General features: G+C 63.3%; 16 protein-coding genes and 1 tRNA gene. All 17 read right to left on the reverse strand.

The window, feature by feature from the left end:
• Positions 1–138 precede the first annotated feature (138 nt).
• Positions 139–2,253: a polyribonucleotide nucleotidyltransferase gene (gene pnp, locus QRM89_RS11615; protein WP_011037640.1), complete on the reverse strand. Its 2,115-nt coding sequence runs from the start codon at positions 2,251–2,253 to the stop codon at positions 139–141.
• Between the two features lie 173 nt (positions 2,254–2,426).
• Positions 2,427–2,687 (reverse strand): 30S ribosomal protein S15, encoded by a 261-nt coding sequence (rpsO, locus tag QRM89_RS11620; RefSeq protein ID WP_011037641.1) that lies wholly within the window; start codon positions 2,685–2,687, stop codon positions 2,427–2,429.
• 157 nt (positions 2,688–2,844) lie between these two features.
• A complete protein-coding gene (gene truB, locus QRM89_RS11625; protein ID WP_285448070.1) occupies positions 2,845–3,771 on the reverse strand; it encodes a tRNA pseudouridine(55) synthase TruB in 927 nt (308 codons plus the stop codon).
• 78 nt (positions 3,772–3,849) lie between these two features.
• Positions 3,850–4,242 carry a 30S ribosome-binding factor RbfA gene (gene rbfA, locus QRM89_RS11630; protein WP_042598608.1) on the reverse strand — a complete coding sequence of 131 codons (393 nt, stop codon included), beginning with the start codon at positions 4,240–4,242 and terminating at the stop codon, positions 3,850–3,852.
• A 115-nt stretch (positions 4,243–4,357) separates the two neighbouring features.
• Positions 4,358–7,066 carry a translation initiation factor IF-2 gene (gene infB, locus QRM89_RS11635; RefSeq protein ID WP_019237528.1) on the reverse strand — a complete coding sequence of 903 codons (2,709 nt, stop codon included), beginning with the start codon at positions 7,064–7,066 and terminating at the stop codon, positions 4,358–4,360.
• 95 nt (positions 7,067–7,161) lie between these two features.
• Complete coding sequence (nusA, locus tag QRM89_RS11640) at positions 7,162–8,673, reverse strand: transcription termination factor NusA (RefSeq protein WP_011037645.1); 1,512 nt, start codon at positions 8,671–8,673, stop codon at positions 7,162–7,164.
• Between the two features lie 4 nt (positions 8,674–8,677).
• Positions 8,678–9,268, reverse strand: coding sequence for a ribosome maturation factor RimP (gene rimP / locus QRM89_RS11645; protein WP_011037646.1), 591 nt, complete (start codon positions 9,266–9,268; stop codon positions 8,678–8,680).
• A 198-nt stretch (positions 9,269–9,466) separates the two neighbouring features.
• Positions 9,467–9,543 (reverse strand) — tRNA-Met (locus tag QRM89_RS11650).
• A gap of 201 nt (positions 9,544–9,744) precedes the next feature.
• Positions 9,745–11,205, reverse strand: a complete 1,461-nt coding sequence (gene nuoN / locus QRM89_RS11655) for an NADH-quinone oxidoreductase subunit NuoN (RefSeq protein WP_285448071.1) — start codon at positions 11,203–11,205, stop codon at positions 9,745–9,747.
• Between the two features lie 36 nt (positions 11,206–11,241).
• Entirely contained in the window at positions 11,242–12,744 is a 1,503-nt protein-coding gene (locus QRM89_RS11660) for an NADH-quinone oxidoreductase subunit M (protein WP_011037648.1), read from the reverse strand.
• Between the two features lie 20 nt (positions 12,745–12,764).
• Positions 12,765–14,933, reverse strand: a complete 2,169-nt coding sequence (nuoL, locus tag QRM89_RS11665; protein WP_115000911.1) for an NADH-quinone oxidoreductase subunit L — start codon at positions 14,931–14,933, stop codon at positions 12,765–12,767.
• Positions 14,934–14,940: 7 nt separating this feature from the next.
• Entirely contained in the window at positions 14,941–15,246 is a 306-nt protein-coding gene (gene nuoK / locus QRM89_RS11670) for an NADH-quinone oxidoreductase subunit NuoK (protein WP_005914274.1), read from the reverse strand.
• Positions 15,243–15,905: an NADH-quinone oxidoreductase subunit J gene (locus QRM89_RS11675; RefSeq protein WP_016944316.1), complete on the reverse strand. Its 663-nt coding sequence runs from the start codon at positions 15,903–15,905 to the stop codon at positions 15,243–15,245. Before QRM89_RS11675 ends, nuoK begins: the two co-directional genes overlap by 4 nt.
• Positions 15,906–15,909: 4 nt before the next feature.
• A complete protein-coding gene (nuoI, locus tag QRM89_RS11680; RefSeq protein WP_014508211.1) occupies positions 15,910–16,398 on the reverse strand; it encodes an NADH-quinone oxidoreductase subunit NuoI in 489 nt (162 codons plus the stop codon).
• A 3-nt stretch (positions 16,399–16,401) separates the two neighbouring features.
• Positions 16,402–17,493, reverse strand: a complete 1,092-nt coding sequence (gene nuoH / locus QRM89_RS11685) for an NADH-quinone oxidoreductase subunit NuoH (RefSeq protein ID WP_011037652.1) — start codon at positions 17,491–17,493, stop codon at positions 16,402–16,404.
• A complete protein-coding gene (gene nuoG / locus QRM89_RS11690; RefSeq protein ID WP_274347207.1) occupies positions 17,490–19,724 on the reverse strand; it encodes an NADH-quinone oxidoreductase subunit NuoG in 2,235 nt (744 codons plus the stop codon). Before nuoG ends, nuoH begins: the two co-directional genes overlap by 4 nt.
• Positions 19,721–21,055, reverse strand: a complete 1,335-nt coding sequence (gene nuoF, locus QRM89_RS11695) for an NADH-quinone oxidoreductase subunit NuoF (RefSeq protein WP_115573203.1) — start codon at positions 21,053–21,055, stop codon at positions 19,721–19,723. The genes nuoG and nuoF overlap by 4 nt, the downstream gene beginning before the upstream one ends.
• Positions 21,056–21,057: the final 2 nt, after the last annotated feature.

Genomic DNA, 21,057 nt, shown 5'->3' on the forward strand with positions numbered 1-21,057 from the left:
GCTTTGCCGCGTGCGCACATGTACGCACTCCCTTATGCGTGCACAACAACACCCCAAACAAACGCTGTACTGCGCCGTGCTTCACCCAACAAAAAAGCGGGCCGAAGCCCGCTTTTTCTAACGCACATGCAGCGGCGATTACTCAGCCGATGCAGGCACGCCCTCGCCTTCTTCCACTGCCTTGATCGACAGACGGATGCGGCCCTGCTTGTCCACTTCCAGCACCTTGACGCGGACCAGATCGCCTTCCTTCAACTTGTCGCCGACCTTCTCCACGCGCTCGCTGGAAATCTGCGACACGTGCACCAGGCCGTCCTTGCCCGGCAGGATGGTCACGAACGCACCGAAGTCCATGATCTTGGCGACCTTGCCTTCGTAGATGCGGCCCGGCTCCACGTCCGAGGTGATCTGCTCGATGCGCGACTTCGCAGCTTGCGCGGCAATCGCGTTGACCGAAGCAATGATGATCGTGCCGTCGTCCTGGATATCGATCTGCGTACCGGTTTCCTTGGTGATCGCCTGGATGGTCGAGCCACCCTTGCCGATCACTTCGCGGATCTTGTCCGGGTGGATCTTGATGGTCAGCAGACGCGGCGCGTAGTCGCTCAGCTCCTGACGCGGGGTGGTCAGCGCCTTGGACATCTCGCCCAGGATGTGCAGACGGCCGGCCTTGGCCTGCTGCAGTGCCTGCTTCATGATCTCTTCGGTAATGCCTTCGATCTTGATGTCCATCTGCAGCGCGGACACGCCTTCAGCAGTACCGGCCACCTTGAAGTCCATGTCGCCCAGGTGATCTTCGTCACCCAGGATGTCGGACAGCACCACGAAGCGGTCGTCTTCCTTCACCAGGCCCATGGCGATACCCGCCACTGGCGCCTTGACCGGCACGCCGGCGTCCATCAGTGCGAGCGAGGAGCCGCACACCGAAGCCATCGACGAGGAACCGTTGGACTCGGTGATTTCCGAGACAACGCGGATGGTGTACGGGAATTCTTCCAGGCTCGGCATCACGGCCAACACGCCGCGCTTGGCCAGACGGCCGTGGCCGATCTCGCGACGCTTCGGCGCGCCAAAGCGGCCGCACTCGCCCACCGAATACGGAGGGAAGTTGTAATGGAACAGGAAGTTTTCCTTGTACTCGCCAGCGACCGCGTCGATGACCTGGCCATCGCGGGCGGTGCCCAGCGTGGTGACCACGATCGCCTGCGTCTCGCCGCGGGTGAACAGCGCCGAGCCATGGGTCCGCGGCAGCACGCCGGCCTGCACCGAGATCGGGCGCACGGTGTCCAGTGCACGGCCGTCGATACGCACCTTGGTCTCCAGCACCGAGTCACGCATAGTGTGATATTCCAGCTCGCCGAATTCCTTCGACAGCTCGGCCGAGCTCCAGCCTTCGGAAGCCACGCGGCCTGCCAGCGACTCGAGCACGTCCTTCTTGATCGCCGAAATGGCGTCGCGACGCTGCAGCTTGTCGCGCACCTGGAAGGCGCCCGCCAGCTGGGTACCAACCGCTTCCTTCAACGCGCTGATCAGCGCGGTGTTCTTGGCCGGGGCCACCCAGGTGCTGGGCTTGGTGCCGGCTTCGACGGTCAGTTCGTTGATGATGTTGATGACCTTCTGCATCTCGCGATGACCAAAGGTGACCGCGCCCAGCATCACTTCTTCCGACAGCAGCGCCGCTTCCGACTCCACCATCAGCACGGCGTTCGCCGTACCGGCCACAACCAGCTCAAGCTGCGAATCCTTCAGCTCGGTGATGGTCGGGTTGAGAATATATTCGCCGTTCTTGTAGCCCACCTTGGCGGCGCCGATCGGGCCGTTGAAGGGGGTACCGGCCAACGACAGCGCAGCCGACGCACCGATCAGCGCGGCGATATCGCCGTCGATGTCCGGGTTCATCGACATCACCGTGGCGATGATCTGCACTTCGTTCTTGTAGTCCTCCGGGAACAGCGGACGGATCGGACGATCGATCAGGCGCGAGATCAACGTTTCCTTCTCGGTCGCACGTCCTTCGCGCTTGAAGAAGCCGCCCGGGATGCGGCCGCCGGCATAGAACTTCTCCTGATAGTCAACCGTCAGGGGGAAGAAGTCCTGCCCTTCGCGCGCGGTCTTGGCGGCGACGGCGGTGACCAGCAGTACGGTGTCGTCCATCTTGACGATGACGGCACCGCTCGCCTGGCGAGCGACTTCGCCCGTCTCCAGGGTGACGGTGTGCTTGCCGTACTGGAAGGTTTTGGTGATTTTTGCCACGGAGGTTTTTTCCTTAGGTGTAACTGTCTTCGTTGGACCGTCGTCGACCCATGCCGAGAACGGGCGGCCGGGAGGCTCCGGCCCATGACGCGTGTGACGCTTTACGGATTACAAATTGCGAACGACCAAAACGAAACCGCGGCGCATCGCTGCGCCGCGGCGGTAGGACTCGATTAGCGGCGCAGGCCGAGCTTCTCGATCAGCGACTTGTAGCGCTCGCCGTCCTTCTTCTTCAGGTAGTCGAGCAGGCTGCGGCGACGGTTGACCATCTGCAGCAGACCGCGACGGCTGTGGTGATCCTTCTTGTGGGTCTTGAAGTGACCGGTCAGCAGCTCAATGCGCGCGGTCAGCAGAGCGACCTGCACTTCCGGCGAACCGGTGTCCTGGGCGCTGCGCTTGTTGTCTTCAATAACTTTCTGGGTGTCGACGGACATGATGTGTTCTCGATAGATGCGTGGTCGACAGGAACGTGCATGACGCACCGTCGGACTCGCCGTTTGCTAGGAATGTGCGCGCTTGGCGCTGAGGGTGCCCCGATCGGGGCCGCAAAATTGTAACGTCGCGCGGCCCCGGGAACAAGTTGACTAAACCTTAACAAGCTGCAGCGGCGTTCAGACCGTTGAATAGGCGCTGCGGCGACAGTCGGCCGTCGGCGTCGACAAGGCCCAGCCCGGCTGGGCTACCGTCCGCATCGAACACCGCAACCTGCCCTTCCGGGAAGGCAGGATCGCGCAACCGCTGCCCCATGCGAAAGCGCGCCACCAAGGTGGCGTCGAGCGTGATCTGCGCAAAATCGCTTAGCCCAGCGGCCACCGGCAGCAGCAACTGCGCCGCATCGGCGCCGGACTCGACCAGCGCGGTGAGCGCTTCCAGGGTGATCATCTCTGGCGTGCGGAACGGCTCCACCCACACGCGGCGCAGCGCAGCGATGTGCGCGCCACAGCCCAGCACCTCGCCAAGGTCGCGCGCCAGGCTACGGATATAGGTGCCGGAGCCGCAGCTCACGCGCAGCCGCAACCGCGGCGACGCATAGCTGGTCAACGTGATGGCATGCACCTCGACCTCGCGCACCGGCGCCTCGATGATCTCGCCACGGCGCGCCTTGGCGTACAGCGGCTCGCCGCCCTGCTTGAGCGCCGAATAGATCGGCGCCTGCTGCTGGATGCGGCCGGTGAACGGCGCCAGCGCCACCTGCAACGCAGCCTCGCTGAGCGCAGGTACCGGGCGCTCACGCAGTGGCTGCCCATCGGCATCGTCGGTATCGGTAGTAACGCCCAGCACGATGTCGGCGTCGTAGGCCTTGGCCGAACCCAGCAACAGGCCGGCAATCTTGGTGGCCTCGCCAAAGCACAACGGCAGCAGGCCGGTGGCCAGCGGATCCAGGCTGCCGGTGTGGCCGCCCTTCTCGGCACGCAGCAACCGGCGGGCGGCCTGCAGGGCGTTGTTCGAACTGAGTCCGGCCGGCTTGTCGAGCAGCAAAATGCCGTGCAGCGGACGGAAGGTGATGCGGGGTCTCACGGGATCAACGCTCGCTCGGGCGCGATGCGGCCCGCATGGTCAAGGCCGCGCGGAGCGGCGGCCGTGTGCTGCCGGCGCTCAGCGCGGCTCGGCATCCTGCGCATCGGACGCGGCCTCGGGGCCGATATCGTCCAGATCGCGCAACAGGTTATCGATGCGCTCGCCGCGGTCCACCGAATCGTCGTAGTGGAAGTGCAACTCGGGCACGTGGCGCAACTTCATCGCGCGTGCCAGCTGCGTGCGCAACTGCCCGGCGATTTCCTTGAGCCCCTTCACCGCCTCGGCGGAACGCTCCTGCTGCAGCGCGGTGACGAACACCTTGGCGTGCGCCAGATCGCGGCTGATTTCGACATCGGACACGCTGACCGACGGCAAGCCGTGATCGCGCACCGCGGCGTGCACGATGGTGCCGAGGTCGCGGCGTACCTGCGCCGAAACGCGGTCGGTACGGTGGAATGATTTGGTTGGCATGGTCATGGACCTGGTTGATGCATCGGGCCGAACGGCACCGGAGCCAAAAAAAGACGTGGGCGGCCAGGCCGCCCGCGTCATGCAGCGTCGGGGCCGCGCGGCCCCGGCGATGGTGTTACAGCGTACGCGCCACTTCGATGCGCTCGAAGCACTCGATCTGGTCGCCCGCCTTGACGTCGTTGTAGGCCTTCACACCGATACCGCACTCGGTACCGTTGCGCACTTCGTCGACGTTTTCCTTGAAGCGACGCAGCGATTCCAGCTCGCCTTCGAACACCACGACGCTGTCGCGGAGCACGCGGATCGGCTTGCTGCGCTTCACCACACCTTCGATGATCATGCAGCCTGCAACCGCACCAAACTTCGAGCTGCGGAACACATCGCGGACCTGCGCGATACCGATGATCTCTTCGCGGATTTCCACGCCGAGCAGACCGGACGCCACCTGCTTCACCTGGTCGATCACGTCATAGATGATCGAGAAGTACCGCAGATCGATACCGTTGGACTCGACGATCTTGCGTGCCGATGCATCCGCACGCACGTTGAAGCCGATGATCGTGGCCTTGGAGGCCGCTGCCGAATTCGCATCGGACTCGGTGATGCCGCCCACGCCGGAGTGGATTACGTTGATGCGGATGTCGTCATTGGACAACGCCACCAGCGACTGCTTGAGCGCTTCCACCGAACCTTGCACGTCGGCCTTGATCACCAGGTTCAACACCTGCTGGCCTTCGCCCTTGCCCATCTGGGCCAGGATGTCTTCCATGCGGTTGGTGGCCGAGGCGACCAGACGTGATTCGCGGCGCTTGGTTTCGCGCTGCTGCGCCACGTCCTTGGCCAGACGCTCGTCGTCGACGACCACGAAGTCGTCGCCGGCTTCCGGCACGCCGGACAAGCCGAGCACCTGCACCGGAATCGACGGGCCCGCCGAGGCCGGCTGGTGGCCGGTTTCGTCGAACAACGCACGCACGCGGCCGTATTGAATGCCGCACACCAGGTAGTCGCCACGCTTCAGCGCACCCTGCTGCACCAGCACCGTCGCGACCGGGCCGCGGCCCTTGTCCAACGACGATTCGATCACGGTACCGCTGGCGCGGCCATCGGCCACTGCCTTGAGTTCCAGCACTTCGGCCTGCAGCGAAATTGCATCCAGCAGCGTGTCCACACCGGTACCGACCTTGGCCGACACTTCGATGAATTGGGTATCGCCACCGAAGTCTTCGGCCACCACGTTTTCAGCCAGCAACTCGTTCTTGACCCGCAGCGGATCCGCGCCGGCCTTGTCGATCTTGTTGACTGCCACGATCAACGGAACGCCTGCCGCCTTGGCATGCGCCACCGCTTCCTTGGTCTGCGGCATCACGCCATCATCGGCTGCAACGACCAGCACCACGATGTCGGTGATCTTGGCGCCGCGCGCACGCATCGAGGTAAACGCGGCATGGCCGGGCGTATCCAGGAAGCTGATGACGCCACGGCCGGTTTCGACGTGGTACGCACCGATGTGCTGGGTGATGCCGCCGGCTTCGCCAGAGGCGATCTTGGTCCGACGGATGTAATCCAGCAGCGAGGTCTTGCCGTGATCGACGTGACCCATGATGGTGACCACCGGCGGACGCGAGGTGGTTTCGCCCTGCGCGTCTTCGGCATGCGCCAGCAGCGCATCTTCGAAGTCGGCATTGTCCGCACGTACCGCCTTGTGGCCGAGTTCTTCGGTCACCAGCGCCGCGGTGTCGTGATCGATGCTCTGGGTGATCGTCGCCATAACGCCCATCTTGAACAGCGCCTTGACCACGTCGCCGCCCTTGAGCGCGAGCTTCTGCGCCAGATCGGCCACGGTGATGGTCTCGCCGATCGCCACTTCACGCACCACCGGTGCGGTCGGACGCTCGAACCCGTGCGGGCCACTGTTGCTCTGATTGCTACCGCGACCACCATCGTTGCGACGCGACGACGACGAACCCGGACGGCCGGTCGGCTTGCCACGCACGTTGGAACGGCGCGCACGATCGGCCGCAGACAGATGCAGCTGACCGGCAAAGCGCTTGGTCGCATCGTCGTCTTCGACGCCAGCGACCATGACGTGCGAACCGCGCGTCTTGTGCTTGGCGGCGTTGTTGCGATCGTCCGGACGGGCCGGCGTCGCCGGACGCGAGGCAGGCGAGGCGCCAGCCGGACGGGCCGGACGCGGTGCCGACGACGGCGAAGACGGCGCACGCGCGGCAGGCGCCGACGACGGCGCAGGTGCAGCAGCAACCGGGGCCGGCGCACTGGCAGCCGCAGCGGCTTCCTCGGCAGCCTTGCGCTCGGCTTCTACACGGTCTTTTGCTGCCTGCTCTTCGTCGCGCTTGCGCTGAATGGCTTCATCGCGGGCACGATCGCTCTCGGCCAGACGCTGCTGCTCGTCCAGGTTGCGCTGACGCGAGGCGGCGAGCTTGGCCAGGATATCGGCGCGCTCTTCGTCCGGCGTCATCGGCGCGGCGCGGCCGCTGCCTTCGTTCTCGGACTTCACGTACGTCCGCTTCTGCCGCACTTCCACGTTGACCGTGGTCTTGGTGCGGCCGGCGTTGACCGTGACTTCCTGCAGCTTGCGCCGATTGAGCGTGATCTTCTTGGCTGCTTCGCTCGCCGCTTCGGCGGGCGTGTCGGCCTTGCCATGCGTGCGACGCAGGAAGCCAAGCAGTTTCATCTTCTCGGTGCTGGTCACGACCTGGTCGGGACCGCTGAACTTCATTCCGGCCTCGGCCAGTTGAACCAGCAGTTTATCGACCGGCGTATTGACCAGTTCGGCAAGCTTGCGGATGGTGGTTTGCTGCGACATTCGGATCCTATGATCTGGTTGGCGCCCCCTCGCCCAGAGCAAGGGAAACGCTGATTCTAAGCCCTGATGGGGTCAGGGCGCGGTTCATTGCCGGCTCATTCGCCGCGCTCCAAACGGGCGATCTCCTCGGCGCGGGCCGCCAGGATCAGCGCCGCGGCGCGCTCCTGGGTCATGCCCTCGATGCCGAAGTCGACGATCTCGTCCGCTGCCAGGTCGGACAAGTCCTCGCTGGTACGCACGCCGTGCTCGGCCAGAGCAAAGGCCGTTTCCTCGTCCATCCCCTCCAACGCCAGCAGGTCCTCGGTGGGCTGAGTCCCTTCCAGTCCTTCTTCCTCGGCCAGCGCGGCATTGAGCAGCGCGTCGCGGGCACGGGCGCGCAGTTCTTCGACGATGTCTTCGTCGAAACCCTCCACCGCCAGCAGCTCGCCAACCGGCACGTAGGCAATTTCTTCGACCGTGTTGAAGCCTTCGGACACCAGGATCGCGGAGATTTCCTCGTCCACTTCCAGGCGATCCATGAACAGCTGGCGCGCCGATGCCTGTTCAGCCTCGGACTTGGCGGCCACCTGGTCGGCAGTCATCACGTTGAGCTGCCAACCGGTCAGGCGGCTGGCCAGACGCACGTTCTGGCCGCCCTTGCCGATCGCCTGTGCCAGGCGGTCTTCTGCCACAGCCAGGTCCATCGAATGCTTGTCTTCATCGACGATGATCGACTGCACTTCGGCAGGCGCCATCGCGTTGATCACGAAGTTGGCCGGGTTCTCGTTCCACAACACGATATCCACGCGCTCGCCATTGAGCTCGTTGGACACCGCCTGCACACGCGAACCGCGCATGCCGATGCAGGCACCGATCGGATCGGTGCGGGTGTCGTGCGCAATCACCGCGATCTTGGCGCGGTCACCCGGGTCACGTGCGCAGGCCTTGATCTCGACCAGGCCCTGGCCCACTTCCGGCACCTCCAGCTTGAACAGCTCGATCATGAATTCCGGTGCGGCGCGGCTGATGAACAGCTGCGGGCCACGCGGCTCGGAGCGCACTTCGGCCAGATAACCGCGCACACGGTCGCCCGGGCGCAGCACATCACGCGGAATGCCCTTGTCCTTCGGAATGAAGGCTTCGGCATTACCGCCCAGGTCCACAAAGATATTGCCGCGCTCGGCACGCTTGACTACGCCGGTGATCAACTCACCCACGCGATCCTTCCACGCATCGACGACCTGCTGCCGCTCGGCTTCGCGCACACGCTGCACGATGACCTGCTTGGCGGCCTGCGCGGCGATACGGCCGAAGTCCGGGTTTTCGATCTGCTCTTCGACGTAGTCACCCACATCGACGCCGTCGGCTTCCTCGATGGCATCCATCAGGCGCACCTGGCGGTCGGGCGACTCCATCACCACATCGTCGGCCACCACTTCCCAACGGCGGAAGGTTTCGTAATTGCCATCCTTGTGGTCGATGGTCACGCGCGTCAGCACGTCCTGGTCGGGATAGCGCTTCTTCGCCGCGGAAGCCAAAGCGGCCTCGATCGCGTCGAAGATCACCTCACGCGGCACGCCTTTTTCGTTGGCGACCGCATCCACTACCAGCAAAAGTTCCTTGCTCATTTAGTCACTCCGCGCGCGGCTTGCCAGCCGCCGGCTCGTTGGATGGTTTCTTCTTGTCGTGCCCGGGTTTTTTCGGGCCGGGCTTATTCGGTTTCTGCGGCGCCAGGCCCAGTGCGACCCAGTCCGGCAGGATGCGCGCCTTGTCGATATTGTCGAAGCCGATCTGCACGTCCTTGCCATCGACCGAGAACACGACTGCAGCAGCCTCAGTGTCGATGCGCACGATCTGGCCCTGAAAGCGGCGCCGACCATCCTGCGCCAGCTTCAACACGATCTTGGCGGACTCGCCGACATGGCGGGCGAACTGATCCAGCGTGAACAAGGGACGATCCACACCTGGCGATGAGACTTCCAGCGTGTAGTTGCCGCTGATCGGATCTTCGACGTCCAACTGGGCAGACACTTCGCGGCTCACGCGCTCGCAATCATCGACGTTGATGATGCGGTCGGGCTGCTCGGCGAGCGGCACATCGATATACAGGCGCAACGTTGCGCCACCCGGGGCCGGAAGATATTCGACACCCAGCAGTTCCAGACCCAAGGACTCAACCGTTGGACCCAGCAGATTGGCGATTTCGGTCGCTTTTTCGCTCACAGACTGCCCTGATCAGATGATTGCCAGTAGAACCCCCGGCAACCGGCAGCAAACTTTCCGGTTCCGGAAAAAACAAGGGGCCCGATGGGCCCCTTGCGTGAAAAAAGCCCGACCTCTCAGGGCCGGCGCAAGGACGGGAACATGCGTCCTTACGATCCAAGAAGCTGATGAGTTGCCCGAAGGCAACACATCAAAACTTGGTAGCGGGGGCAGGATTTGAACCTGCGACCTTCGGGTTATGAGCCCGACGAGCTGCCAGACTGCTCCACCCCGCAGCAGAAGCGGAATTATGAAGAACTTGGGAGAAAATTGCAAGCCCTAGTTTTTCATCTGTTGAAGACCTTGGAGGCTCTCAACGTCGCGGCTCATGATAACCGCGATGACACAAAAACGAAACAGCGATCACGACTTTATTTCAGTGCCCTGCCAGTTTAGTCAGGACACGTGCCTGCACACAGCGGGCACTAGCTACGCGATCAGGCCAGGCCCGCAAACGCGCGCTGGCACCACACCATGATCGGGTTCCAGGCCAGGCCCAGTGCGAGCAACGCGAGCGCGTTGACACCCAGCACCGTCCCCAGCACGCGATCCTTGTTGGCCGGCAGCGGCTCGCCAACCGGTTCGTCGAAGTACATGACCTTGATGACGCGCAGGTAGTAATACGCACCAATCACCGCGCACAGCACGCCGACCATCGCCAGCCACAACATGTCGCCCTTCACCGCCGCGCCGAGCACTGCCAGCTTGGTCCAGAAACCGAGGAACGGCGGAATACCGGCCAGCGACGCCATGATGCAGAGCACCAGGCCAGCCATCCACGGGTTGCGTGCGTTCAGGCCCTTGAAGTCGTCGATGTGCTCAGCTTCGAAGCCGCTGCGCGACAGCGCAATGATCGCGCCGAACGACGCCGTGGACATGATGGTGTAGCTCACCGCGTAGAACATCGCTGCGGCATAGCCCTCTTCGCCGCCACCGGCCACGCCCATCAGCAGGAAGCCGATATGCGAGACAGTTGAGTACGCCAGCATGCGCTTGAGGTTGCTCTGCGCGATGGCCATCAGGTTACCGATCACCAGCGAGAGCGCAGACAGGCCACCTATCAGCAGATGCCACTGCGGCGACAGCGGGCCCATGCCCATTTCGAGCAGGCGATACGCCATGCCGAAGGCGGCCAGCTTGGGCGCGGAGCTGATGAACAGCGCGATCGGCGCGGGCGCACCCTGATATACGTCGGGCAGCCACATGTGGAACGGCGCGGCACCCAGTTTGAAGGCCACGCCGGCGATCATGAAGATCGTGCCGGTCAGCAACAGCGTGCGCTCGCCCGAGCCTTCGATTGCATCGTGGATGCCAGCCAGGCTCAGCGTCCCCGTGGCGCCATACACCAGCGACATGCCGTACAGCAGCAGACCGGAGGCCAGCGAACCCAGCACGAAGTACTTCATCGCCGCTTCGGTCGCCAGGCCGTTGTCCCGGTTGGACGCCACCAGCGCATACGAGCACAGCGCCAGCAACTCCAGGCCGAGGTAGACCATCAGCAGGCTGCCGGCCGAGGTGAGCAGCATCATGCCGGCAGTCGCAAACAGCACCAGCACCGGAATCTCGCCCTGGTACAGATTGCGCTCGCGCAGGTAGCTCCAGCCGTAAACCAGGCTCAGGCCACTGACCAGCACGATCACCGTCTTCAGGACATCGGCGGCGGTGTCGCGCACGAACATGCCGTGGAAGGCTTCGCCCTGCCCGCCCATGCCGGTTGCCAGCATCACCAGCACCACGGCCAGGACTGCGACAGAGAACAGGTGGGTCCAGACCTTGTGCCGCTGGCTCACGAACAGATCGATCATCAACAGTGCGAAGGCACCGCCGATCAGCACCAGCTCCGGTGCGAGCGGAGCCAGGTCAGCGGTGGTCAACGGCGCGAGCGTTGGCGTGGTCATCATCAAATCCTGAAAATCAATACGGACGGCAAGCGGTTAGAGCTTGGTCGTTGCAATCTGGGTCGCCAGCTTGGCGATCGACGGTTCCATCAGGTCGGTCAGCGGCTTCGGATACAGGCCAAGCGCCAGTACACCGGCAGCAAACACGCCCAACACGAAGGCCTCGCGACCGTTGATGTCCTTCAGCTCCGCCACATGCGCATTGGCCACTTCGCCGAAGAACACGCGCTTGTAGAGCCACAGCGTGTAGGCCGCAGTGATCACCAGCGTGGTTGCCGCAGCAAAAGCCACCAACGGATGCTTCTGGAAGCTGGCCAGGATGACCATGAATTCACCAACGAAACCGCTCGTGCCCGGCAGGCCAGCGTTTGCCATGAAGAACAACATGGCAAAGGTGGCAAACCACGGCATGACGTTCACCACACCGCCGTAATCGGCAATGCGGCGGGTATGCATGCGGTCATACAACACGCCGATGCAGGAGAACATCGCGCCGGACACGAAGCCGTGCGAAATCATCTGCACCATCGCGCCCTGCAGGCCAAGACGGGCCGCATCGGTGCTGCCGTACTCGCGCACCAGGGTGAACGCGATGAAGGTACCGAGAGTAACGAAGCCCATGTGTGCGATGGACGAATACGCCACCAGCTTCTTCATGTCGTCCTGCACCAGCGCCACCAGACCGACGTAGATCACCGCGATCAGCGACAGCGCGATCACCAGCCAGGCCCACTGGTTGCTGGCGTCAGGCAGGATCGGCAGGTTGAAGCGCAGGAAGCCGTAGCCGCCGATCTTCAGCGCGATCGCCGCCAGGATCACCGAGCCGGCGGTCGGCGCCTCAACGTGCGCATCCGGCAGCCAGGTGTGCACCGGGAACATCGGCACCTTGACCGCGAAAGCGATCATGAATGCGAAGAAGATCCAGGTCTGTTCCTTGGCGGTCAGCTGCAGCGCGTACAGGTCGGCCAGCTGGAAGCTGCCGCCTTTCAGGTACAGGTAGATCAGGCCCACCAGCATCAGCACCGAGCCGAGGAAGGTGTACAGGAAGAACTTCATGGCCGCGTAGATGCGACGCGGGCCGCCCCAGACACCGATGATCAGGAACATCGGGATCAGCATGGCTTCGAAGAACACGTAGAACAGCATCGCGTCGGTGGCCGCGAAGATGCCGACCGTGACGCCTTCCAGGATCAGGAAGGCCGCAACGTACTGGTTGACGCGTTTATCGATCGAGCGCCAGGCGCCGATCAACGCAAGCACGGTCACCAGCGTGGTCAACACGATCAACGCGACCGCAATGCCGTCCACGCCCAGGTTGTAGCCGATGTTGTAGGCCGGGATCCAGGCATGTTGCTCGATGAACTGCATGGCATCGTTCGCCGTGTCATACCCGAGCAGCGGCAGACTCAGCACGAAGGTCGCCACAGCCACCGCAAGAGACGCCCAGCGGGCGGTCTCGGCGTTGCGCAATGCGAGGATCAGGGCGCCACCGATAATCGGCAGCCAGATCAGGAGAGACAGTAAAGGCCAGTTCGACACGTTTTCTTATTCCGTACAGGTCAACGCCAGAAATGCATCAGTACCGCCAACAAGGCGATCAAACCGATGATCATTGCGAAGGCGTAGTGATAGAGGAAACCGGATTGCGTGCGACGCAGCAGATGTGCAGCCAGGTCGATCAGTCGGGCAGAACCATTGACCGCCACGCCATCCACCACGTGGGTGTCGATTGCGCGGGAAGCCTTTCCAAGGACAACGCCACCACCGGCGAAGCCATTGATCCACAGCTTGTCAAAGCCGTACTTGTTTTCCAGCAGCCACACGATCGGCGCAAACGCCTTGCGTGACTTGGTGGCCAGCTCTGGCTTCCAGAGATAGAACAGCGCGGCCAGCAGCAGGCCGGCGACCGTCAGGAAGAACGGTGCCGCCATCATGCCGTGCAGCGCGAACGCCACCGGACCATGGAACTCTTCGGCCAATGCGCCGACGGTGTCGCGCGCAGGGTCGTAAAAGTCGACGATGCCGGTGAAGAACGACACGGCCTGCCCCTTCATCGCATGCGCCGCGTGGTGGCCTTGCCAGTCGGTACCGAACAGCATCGGGCCAATGGTGAAGAAGCCGATCGCCACCGACGGAATCGCCAGCAAGATGAGCGGCAGCGTGACCACCCACTTGGACTCATGCGGCTCGTGGGCACCATGGTGGCCATGACCATGATCGTCGTGCCCATGCGCATCGTGTGCATCATGACCGTGGCTGTCGTGCGCATGCACCTGCGCCTCGGCATCGGTATGGGCGCTGTCGTGATGGGCGTGCACGTCATGTGCATGCGCATCGCGGAAGCGTTCCTTGCCGTGGAAGGTCAGGAACAGCAGGCGGAAGCTGTAGAAGCTGGTGACGAGCACACCGCCGAGCACTGCCCAGTAGCCGTAGGTGGCGATCCAGCTGTGCGACTCATGCGCGTGGTGCGCGGCCGCTTCGATGATGGTGTCCTTCGAGTAGAAACCCGAGAAGAACGGCGTACCGACCAGCGCCAGCGTACCGATCACGCTGGTCCAGTAGGTCACCTTCATGTACTTGCGCAGCCCGCCCATCTTGCGCATGTCCTGCTCGTGGTGCATGCCGATGATGACCGAGCCGGCCGCAAGGAACAGCAGCGCCTTGAAGAAGGCATGCGTCATCAGGTGGAACACGGCGGCCGAATAGGCAGAGACGCCCAGCGCGACGGTCATGTAGCCCAGCTGCGACAGCGTGGAATACGCCACCACGCGCTTGATGTCGTTCTGCACGATACCGATCAGGCCGGTGAAGAAGGCCGTGGTCGCACCGATGAACAGGATGAAGTTCAGCGCGGTTTCGGACAGCTCGAACAGCGGCGACATGCGCGCCACCATGAAGATGCCCGCGGTCACCATCGTCGCGGCATGGATCAGTGCCGAAATCGGGGTCGGGCCTTCCATCGAGTCCGGCAGCCACACATGCAGCGGCACCTGCGCCGACTTGCCCATCGCACCAATGAACAGACAGATGCAGATCAGCGTCATCACGCTCCACTCGTGGCCGGCGAACAGCTGCACCTTGGCACCAGCCATGGTGGTCGCGTTGGCAAACACGGTGGAGTAGTCGAGCGAGCCGAACCACAGCAGCACCCCGGCAATGCCCAGGATGAAACCGAAGTCGCCCACGCGGTTGACCAGGAACGCCTTCATGTTGGCGAACACTGCGGTCGGGCGCTTGAACCAGAAGCCGATCAACAGGTAGGACACCAGGCCCACCGCTTCCCAGCCGAAGAACAGCTGCAGGAAGTTGTTGCTCATCACCAGCGTCAGCATGGAGAAGGTGAACAACGAGATGTAGCTGAAGAAGCGCTGGTAACCCGGGTCTTCTTCCATGTAGCCGATGGTGTAGATGTGCACCAGCAGTGACACGAAGGTCACCACCACCATCATCATCGCGGTCAGGCGGTCGACCATGAAGCCGACATGCGCCGAGTAGTTACCGACGTCGAAGAAGGTGTACAGATTCTGGTTGAACGGGCTGGCGCCCTGCTCCACCAATTGGTACAGCGTCAGGCAGGACAACACGCAGCTGACCGCCACACCGAGGATGGTGACGTACTGCGCGCCCTTGCGCCCTACCTGGCGACCGAACAGGCCGGCGATGATGCTGCCGACCAGCGGTGCAAGCACCACTGCGATCAGCAGACTCTTGGAGAGAGTGATTTCCATCTACAGGTCAGCCCTTCAACGTATCGACTTCGGCCACATTGATCGTGCGGCGCGTACGGAACAGTGTCACCAGGATCGCAAGGCCGATGGCGGCCTCCGCGGCGGCAACGGTCAGGATGAAGAACACGAACAACTGACCTGCGGTATCGCCGAGCTCGCGCGAGAAAGCGATGAAGTTGACGTTGACCGACAACAGCATCAGCTCGATCGACATCAACAGCACGATGACGTTCTTGCGATTGAGGAAGATGCCGGCCAACGAGATGCAGAACAGCACCGCGCCCAAGCCCAGCAGGTGGCCCAAGGTAATCAAGACTTCGCCTCCTGTCCGTCGGTCGCATCCAGGGTCGGCGCAACCTGTACCGGCTTTTCAACCGCCATTTTGACCATGCGCAGACGGTCGGTGGACCGCACCCGCGACTGCTCGCTTGCGTTCTGCATCTTGATGCCGGTGCGCTTGCGCAAGGTCAGCATCACCGCCGCCACCACGGCAACGGTCAGGATCACCGCGGCGAACTCGAACGGCAGCAGGAACTCGGTGTACAGGCTCTTTGCCAGCCAGGTCAGGTTGGACGTATCGGCGGCCTGCGCGGCAGCGTTGTCGACCGGGAACGGAGTGGCCAGGCGTCCCTTGACCCCGATCAGCGTGACCATCTGGGCCAGCATGGCGACCGCCACGATGACGCCGACCGGCATGTACTTGACCCAGCCTTCGCGCAATCGGCTGGTGTCGATGTCCAGCATCATCACCACGAACAGGAACAGCACCATCACCGCGCCGACGTAGACCAGCACCAGGGTTACGCCCAGGAACTCGGCGCCCACCAGCAGCCAGATGCAGGCCATCGAGAAGAAGGTGAGGATCAGGCACAACACGGCGTACACCGGGTTGCGCACGCTGATCACCGCACCGGCGGAGACGACCGCGACGGCGGAGAAGGCGTAGAAAGCAATAGTGACCCAGTCCATCATGACCTCAACGGAAGGCGGCATCGGCAGCGCGACGCTCGGCGATCTCGGCTTCAAGCCGGTCTCCGATCGCCAGCAGCTGCGGCTTGTTGACAATATTCTCGCCACGCTTCTCGAAGTGGTACTCGAGGATGTGCGTTTCGACGATCGAATCCACCGGGCAGCTTTCTTCGCAGAAACCGCAGAAGATGCACTTGAACAGGTCGATGTCGTAGCGAGTGGTGCGACGGGTGCCGTCCTCGCGCTTGGCCGAGTCGATGGTGATCGCCAGTGCCGGGCAGACCGCTTCGCACAGCTTGCAGGCAATGCAGCGCTCTTCGCCATTGGGGTAGCGACGCAGCGCGTGCAAACCACGGAAGCGCGGCGACTGCGGGAACTTCTCCATCGGATACAGCACGGTGTACTTGGGCTTGAACGTGTATTTCAACGTCAGCCACAGCCCTCCGAGCAGTTCGAGCAGCAGCAGGCTCTTGAAGTAATGGGTGATCTTGTTCATCAATTACACGCCCTTCTGGATCACGCCGTAGAACACCATCAATGCCGTCACCGCGATCCACACGATCGTGAGCGGAATGAACACCTTCCAGCCCAGACGCATGATCTGGTCGTAGCGGTAACGCGGGAAGCTTGCGCGGAACCAGATGTAGGCACTCGCAAAGAAGAACACCTTCATCAGCAGCCACGGCCAGCCACCGGTCCACAGCCAATTCACCCACGGCGAGATATCCGCCGTGACCCAGCCCTGGATCGGGCTCAGCCAGCCACCGAGGAAGAAGATCGAGATCAGGAAGCTGACCAGGATCATGTTGGCGTATTCGGCCAGGAAGAACAGCGCGAACGCGCCGCCCGAGTACTCCACCATGTGGCCGGCGACGATTTCAGATTCGCCTTCCACCACGTCGAACGGCGCGCGGTTGGTTTCGGCGACGCCGGAGACCCAGTACACGATGAACAACGGGAACAGCGGAATCAGGAACCAGTCGAAGAAGCCGGAGCTACCCGCCTGCGCAAACACGATCTGGCTGAGGTTGACGCTGCCCGAGGCGATCATCACGCCGACCAGTGCAAAGCCCATCGCAATTTCGTAGCTGACCACCTGCGCGGCTGAGCGCATCGCACCCAGGAACGCGTACTTGGAGTTGGACGCCCAGCCGGCCAGGATGATGCCGTAGACGCCCAGCGAGGTCATCGCCAGCAGGTACAGCAGACCCACGTTGGCATTGGACAACACCAACTTCGCATCGAACGGCACCACCGACCAGGCCGCAAACGCCGGCGCCAGGGTGAGCAATGGCGCGATGATGAACATCGCCTTGTGCGAGCTGCTGGGCTGCAGGATTTCCTTGAACAGCAATTTGAAGACGTCGGCGAAGGCCTGGAAGATGCCCATGCCCACGTACATTGGCCCGTGGCGCACATGCATCCAGCCGATCAGCTTGCGCTCCCAGACCACGTAGAAGGCCACCGTCACGATCACCGGCACGGCGATCAGCAGGATCTTCAGCACGGTCCACAGCAACACGCCGCCATCGCCCAGTCCGAGGAACCACTGGTGCAGGGGGTCGACCACGTTCAACAGCAACTCGTTCATGCAGCCACCACCGTTACCCGACCGGCACCCAACGGCGCGGTTGCGCCATGGCCGGATTCGATCCACACCGTGCCCGGTGCGACGCGCTTGTCCAGCACCACCGGCAAGGTTGCCCTGCCCGCGTCGGTGCCGACCTTGACCACTTGCCCGGCAGCGACCTGCAGCTGCGCGGCCTGCTCCGGATGCATCGCCACACACGGGGCGATGTTGAGCGGGTGCGACTGCAGTGCGGCGGCGCGGCGTACCACCGCATCGGTGCGGTAGATCGCAGCGGTTGCGGCAACTTCCAGACCTTCGCTCGCAGCAGCCGGCTGCGCGGACGTCGCTGCAGTCACGCTGCGCTGCTGCATGCCGGCGCGCAGACCGACCAGGTCGATGAACTCGAACCCAGCCAGACCCAGCTCACCACCCAGTGCGCGCAGCACGCGCCAGCCCTCACGCGCCTCGACCGGCAACCGACCCGCAGCACGTGCGGTCTGCACGCGGCCATCGAGATTGGTCAGCGACGCATCGATTTCCGGCAGTGCGCCGATCGGCAAAATCACATCGGCCACGTCGCGTGTGGATGCACAGGCGAACTGGCTGAAAGCCACGACTTTTGCGCCGGCCAGCGCGCTGCGCGCAGCGGCCGCATCGGCAAAATCCAGACCGGGTTCGATGCCGTACACCACATACGCCTGACGCGGCTCGGCAAACATGCCGGCGACTGTCCGTGCAGTTGGCAACACGCCCTGCGAGACCAGGCCGAGCGCGTTGGCGCCCTGCGGGATCCGGCACAGCGACGCACCGGTTGCCGAAGCAAAGGCACGTGCCGCTGCACGCAGCGTGGCCGCCTGCGGATGATTTTCTGCCAGTGCGCCGACCACGATCACGGCGCGGCTTGCGCCCTTGACCGCATCACGCAATGTGGCATCGTCCAGCGCGCCAGCCAGCTGCGATGGCGAGACCACGGTACGGCTGGCCTGGGTGAAGGCGAAATCGAAATCGACCGGGTTGACCGAATGGATCTGGGTGCGGTTTTGGATGCTCGCCTTGCGCAGGCGGGCATGCAGTAGCGGCAGCTCATGGCGCACGTTGGTGCCGAACAGCACCACGACATCAGCCTGTTCGATCTCGGCCAGCGGCGTGGCAAAGGCTTCGGCAACAGCGGCGTCGGAGAAATCGCGGTTGAGCAGGCGGTGATCCAGGTTGCCGCTGCCCAGGCCCTCGGCCAGACGCGCCAGCAAGGCGCCTTCTTCGTTCGAGGTGGCCGGGTGCACCAGCACGCCGAGCTGATCACCGGCGTTGTCGCGCAGGATCTGCGTCGCAGCGGCCAGGCCTTCGGCCCAGCTCACTTCGGTCCATTCACCATTGACCTTCTTCAGCGGCTTCACCGCACGGTCTTCGGCGTACAGGCCCTGATGCGAATAACGATCGCGATCGGACAGCCAGCACTCGTTGACGGCTTCGTTCTCGCGCGGCACGGTGCGCAGCACTTCGCCGCGACGCACGTGCAGGAACAGGTTGGAGCCCATCGCATCGTGGTACCCGAGCGATTCACGTGCCATCAGTTCCCACGGACGCGCACGGAACTGGAACACCTTGTTGGTCAGCGCGCCCACCGGGCAAACGTCGATGACGTTGCCGGAGATTTCAGTGGTCAGCGGCTTGCCGTCGTAGGTGCCGATCTGCAGGTTCTCACCGCGATACATGCCACCCAGCTCGTAGGTTCCGGCGATATCGGCGGTGAAGCGCACGCAGCGCGTGCACTGGATGCAGCGGGTCATCTCGGTCGCCACCAGCGGGCCGATGTCTTCGTCCGGCACCACCCGCTTGCGCTCGTTGAAGCGGCTCACCGAACGGCCGTAGCCAAGCGAGACGTCCTGCAATTCGCACTCGCCGCCCTGATCGCAGATCGGGCAGTCCAGCGGGTGATTGATCAGCAGGAATTCCATCACGCTGCGCTGGTACTTCAGCGCTTTTTCGCTGCGAGTGGTGACCTTCATGCCGTCCATCACTGGCGTGGCACAGGCAGGCGACGGCTTGGGCGACTTTTCAACGTCGACCAGGCACATGCGGCAGTTGGCCGCGATCGGCAGCTTCTCGTGGTAACAGAAGCGCGGGATCGGGATGCCAGCCTTGTCGGCGGCCTGGATGATCATCGAGCCCTTCGGCACCACCAGCGACTGCCCGTCGATCTCGACGGTGACATGGTCCGGTGGCACGTTCGGGTTCACTGGTTGGGCGCTCATGCGGCCACTCCGACATGCGTGTCAACGATCGAACGACCGTTGACGATGTAGTACTCGAACTCGTCCCAGAACTGGCGCAGGAAGCCTTGAATCGGCCATGCCGCCGCTTCACCGAACGCGCAGATGGTGTGCCCTTCGATCTGGCCGGCCACGGTGCGCAGCTGGTGCAGGTCTTCCATCGTGGCCTTGCCGGCGACGATGCGCTCCAGCACACGATGCATCCAGCCGGTGCCTTCGCGGCACGGGGTGCACTGGCCGCAGGATTCCTTGTGGAAGAACTGCGAGATGCGGCAGGCAAACCGCACGCAGCACACGCTGTCATCCAGCACCACGATCGCGCCCGATCCCAGACCGGTGCCGAGCGCGCGCAGGGTGTCGTAATCCATCTGCAGGCCAGCGACCTGGTCGGCCTTCAGCACCGGCATCGATACGCCGCCAGGCACCACGCCCTTGAGCTTGCGGCCCGGACGCAGGCCACCGGCCATTTCCAGCAGTTCGTCGAAGGTGGTGCCGAGCGGCACTTCGAAATTGCCGCCCTTCTGCACGCAGCCAGACACCGAGAAGATCTTTGGGCCGCCGTTCTTGGTCTTGCTCAACCCGAGGAACCACTCCGGGCCGTTGCGAATGATCGCCGGCACCGACGCGTAGGTCTCGGTGTTGTTGATGGTGGTGGGCTTGCCGTACAGGCCGAAGTTCGCCGGGAACGGCGGCTTGTAGCGCGGCTGGCCCTTCTTGCCTTCCAGCGATTCCATCAGCGCGGTTTCTTCGCCGCAGATGTACGCGCCAGCGCCCAGCGCACCGTAGATATCGATATCCACGCCGCTGCCGAGAATGTCCTTGCCCAGCCAGCCGTTGGCATAGGCATCGGCCAGTGCCAGCTCGAAATTTTCGAACGGCTCGTGGTGGAACTCACCACGCAGATAGTTGTAGCCCACGGTCGAGCCGGTGGCGTAGCAGGCGATTGCCATGCCCTCCACCACCGAATGCGGGTTGTAACGCAGGATGTCGCGGTCCTTGCAGGTTCCCGGCTCGGATTCGTCCGAGTTGCACAGGATGTACTTCTGCATGGTGCCCTTGGGCATGAAGGACCACTTCAGGCCGGTCGGGAAGCCCGCGCCACCGCGACCGCGGAGGTTGGATGCCTTCACCATTTCGATGACGTCGGCGGGCGGGATCTTCTCTTCGAGGATCTTGCGCAGCGCGGCGTAGCCACCGGTCTTCAGATAGCTTTCGTACGACCACGGGGTGTCGTAGTGCAGGGTCGTGTAGACGACCTGATGCGGCAGCGGCGCCGGACCGACCGGGCCTGAGGGTGCGTGATGATGTGCCATGC

It is taken from the genome of Xanthomonas sp. LMC-A-07, assembly GCF_030208825.1.
GTDB classification, from domain to species: Bacteria; Pseudomonadota; Gammaproteobacteria; order Xanthomonadales; family Xanthomonadaceae; genus Xanthomonas; species Xanthomonas campestris.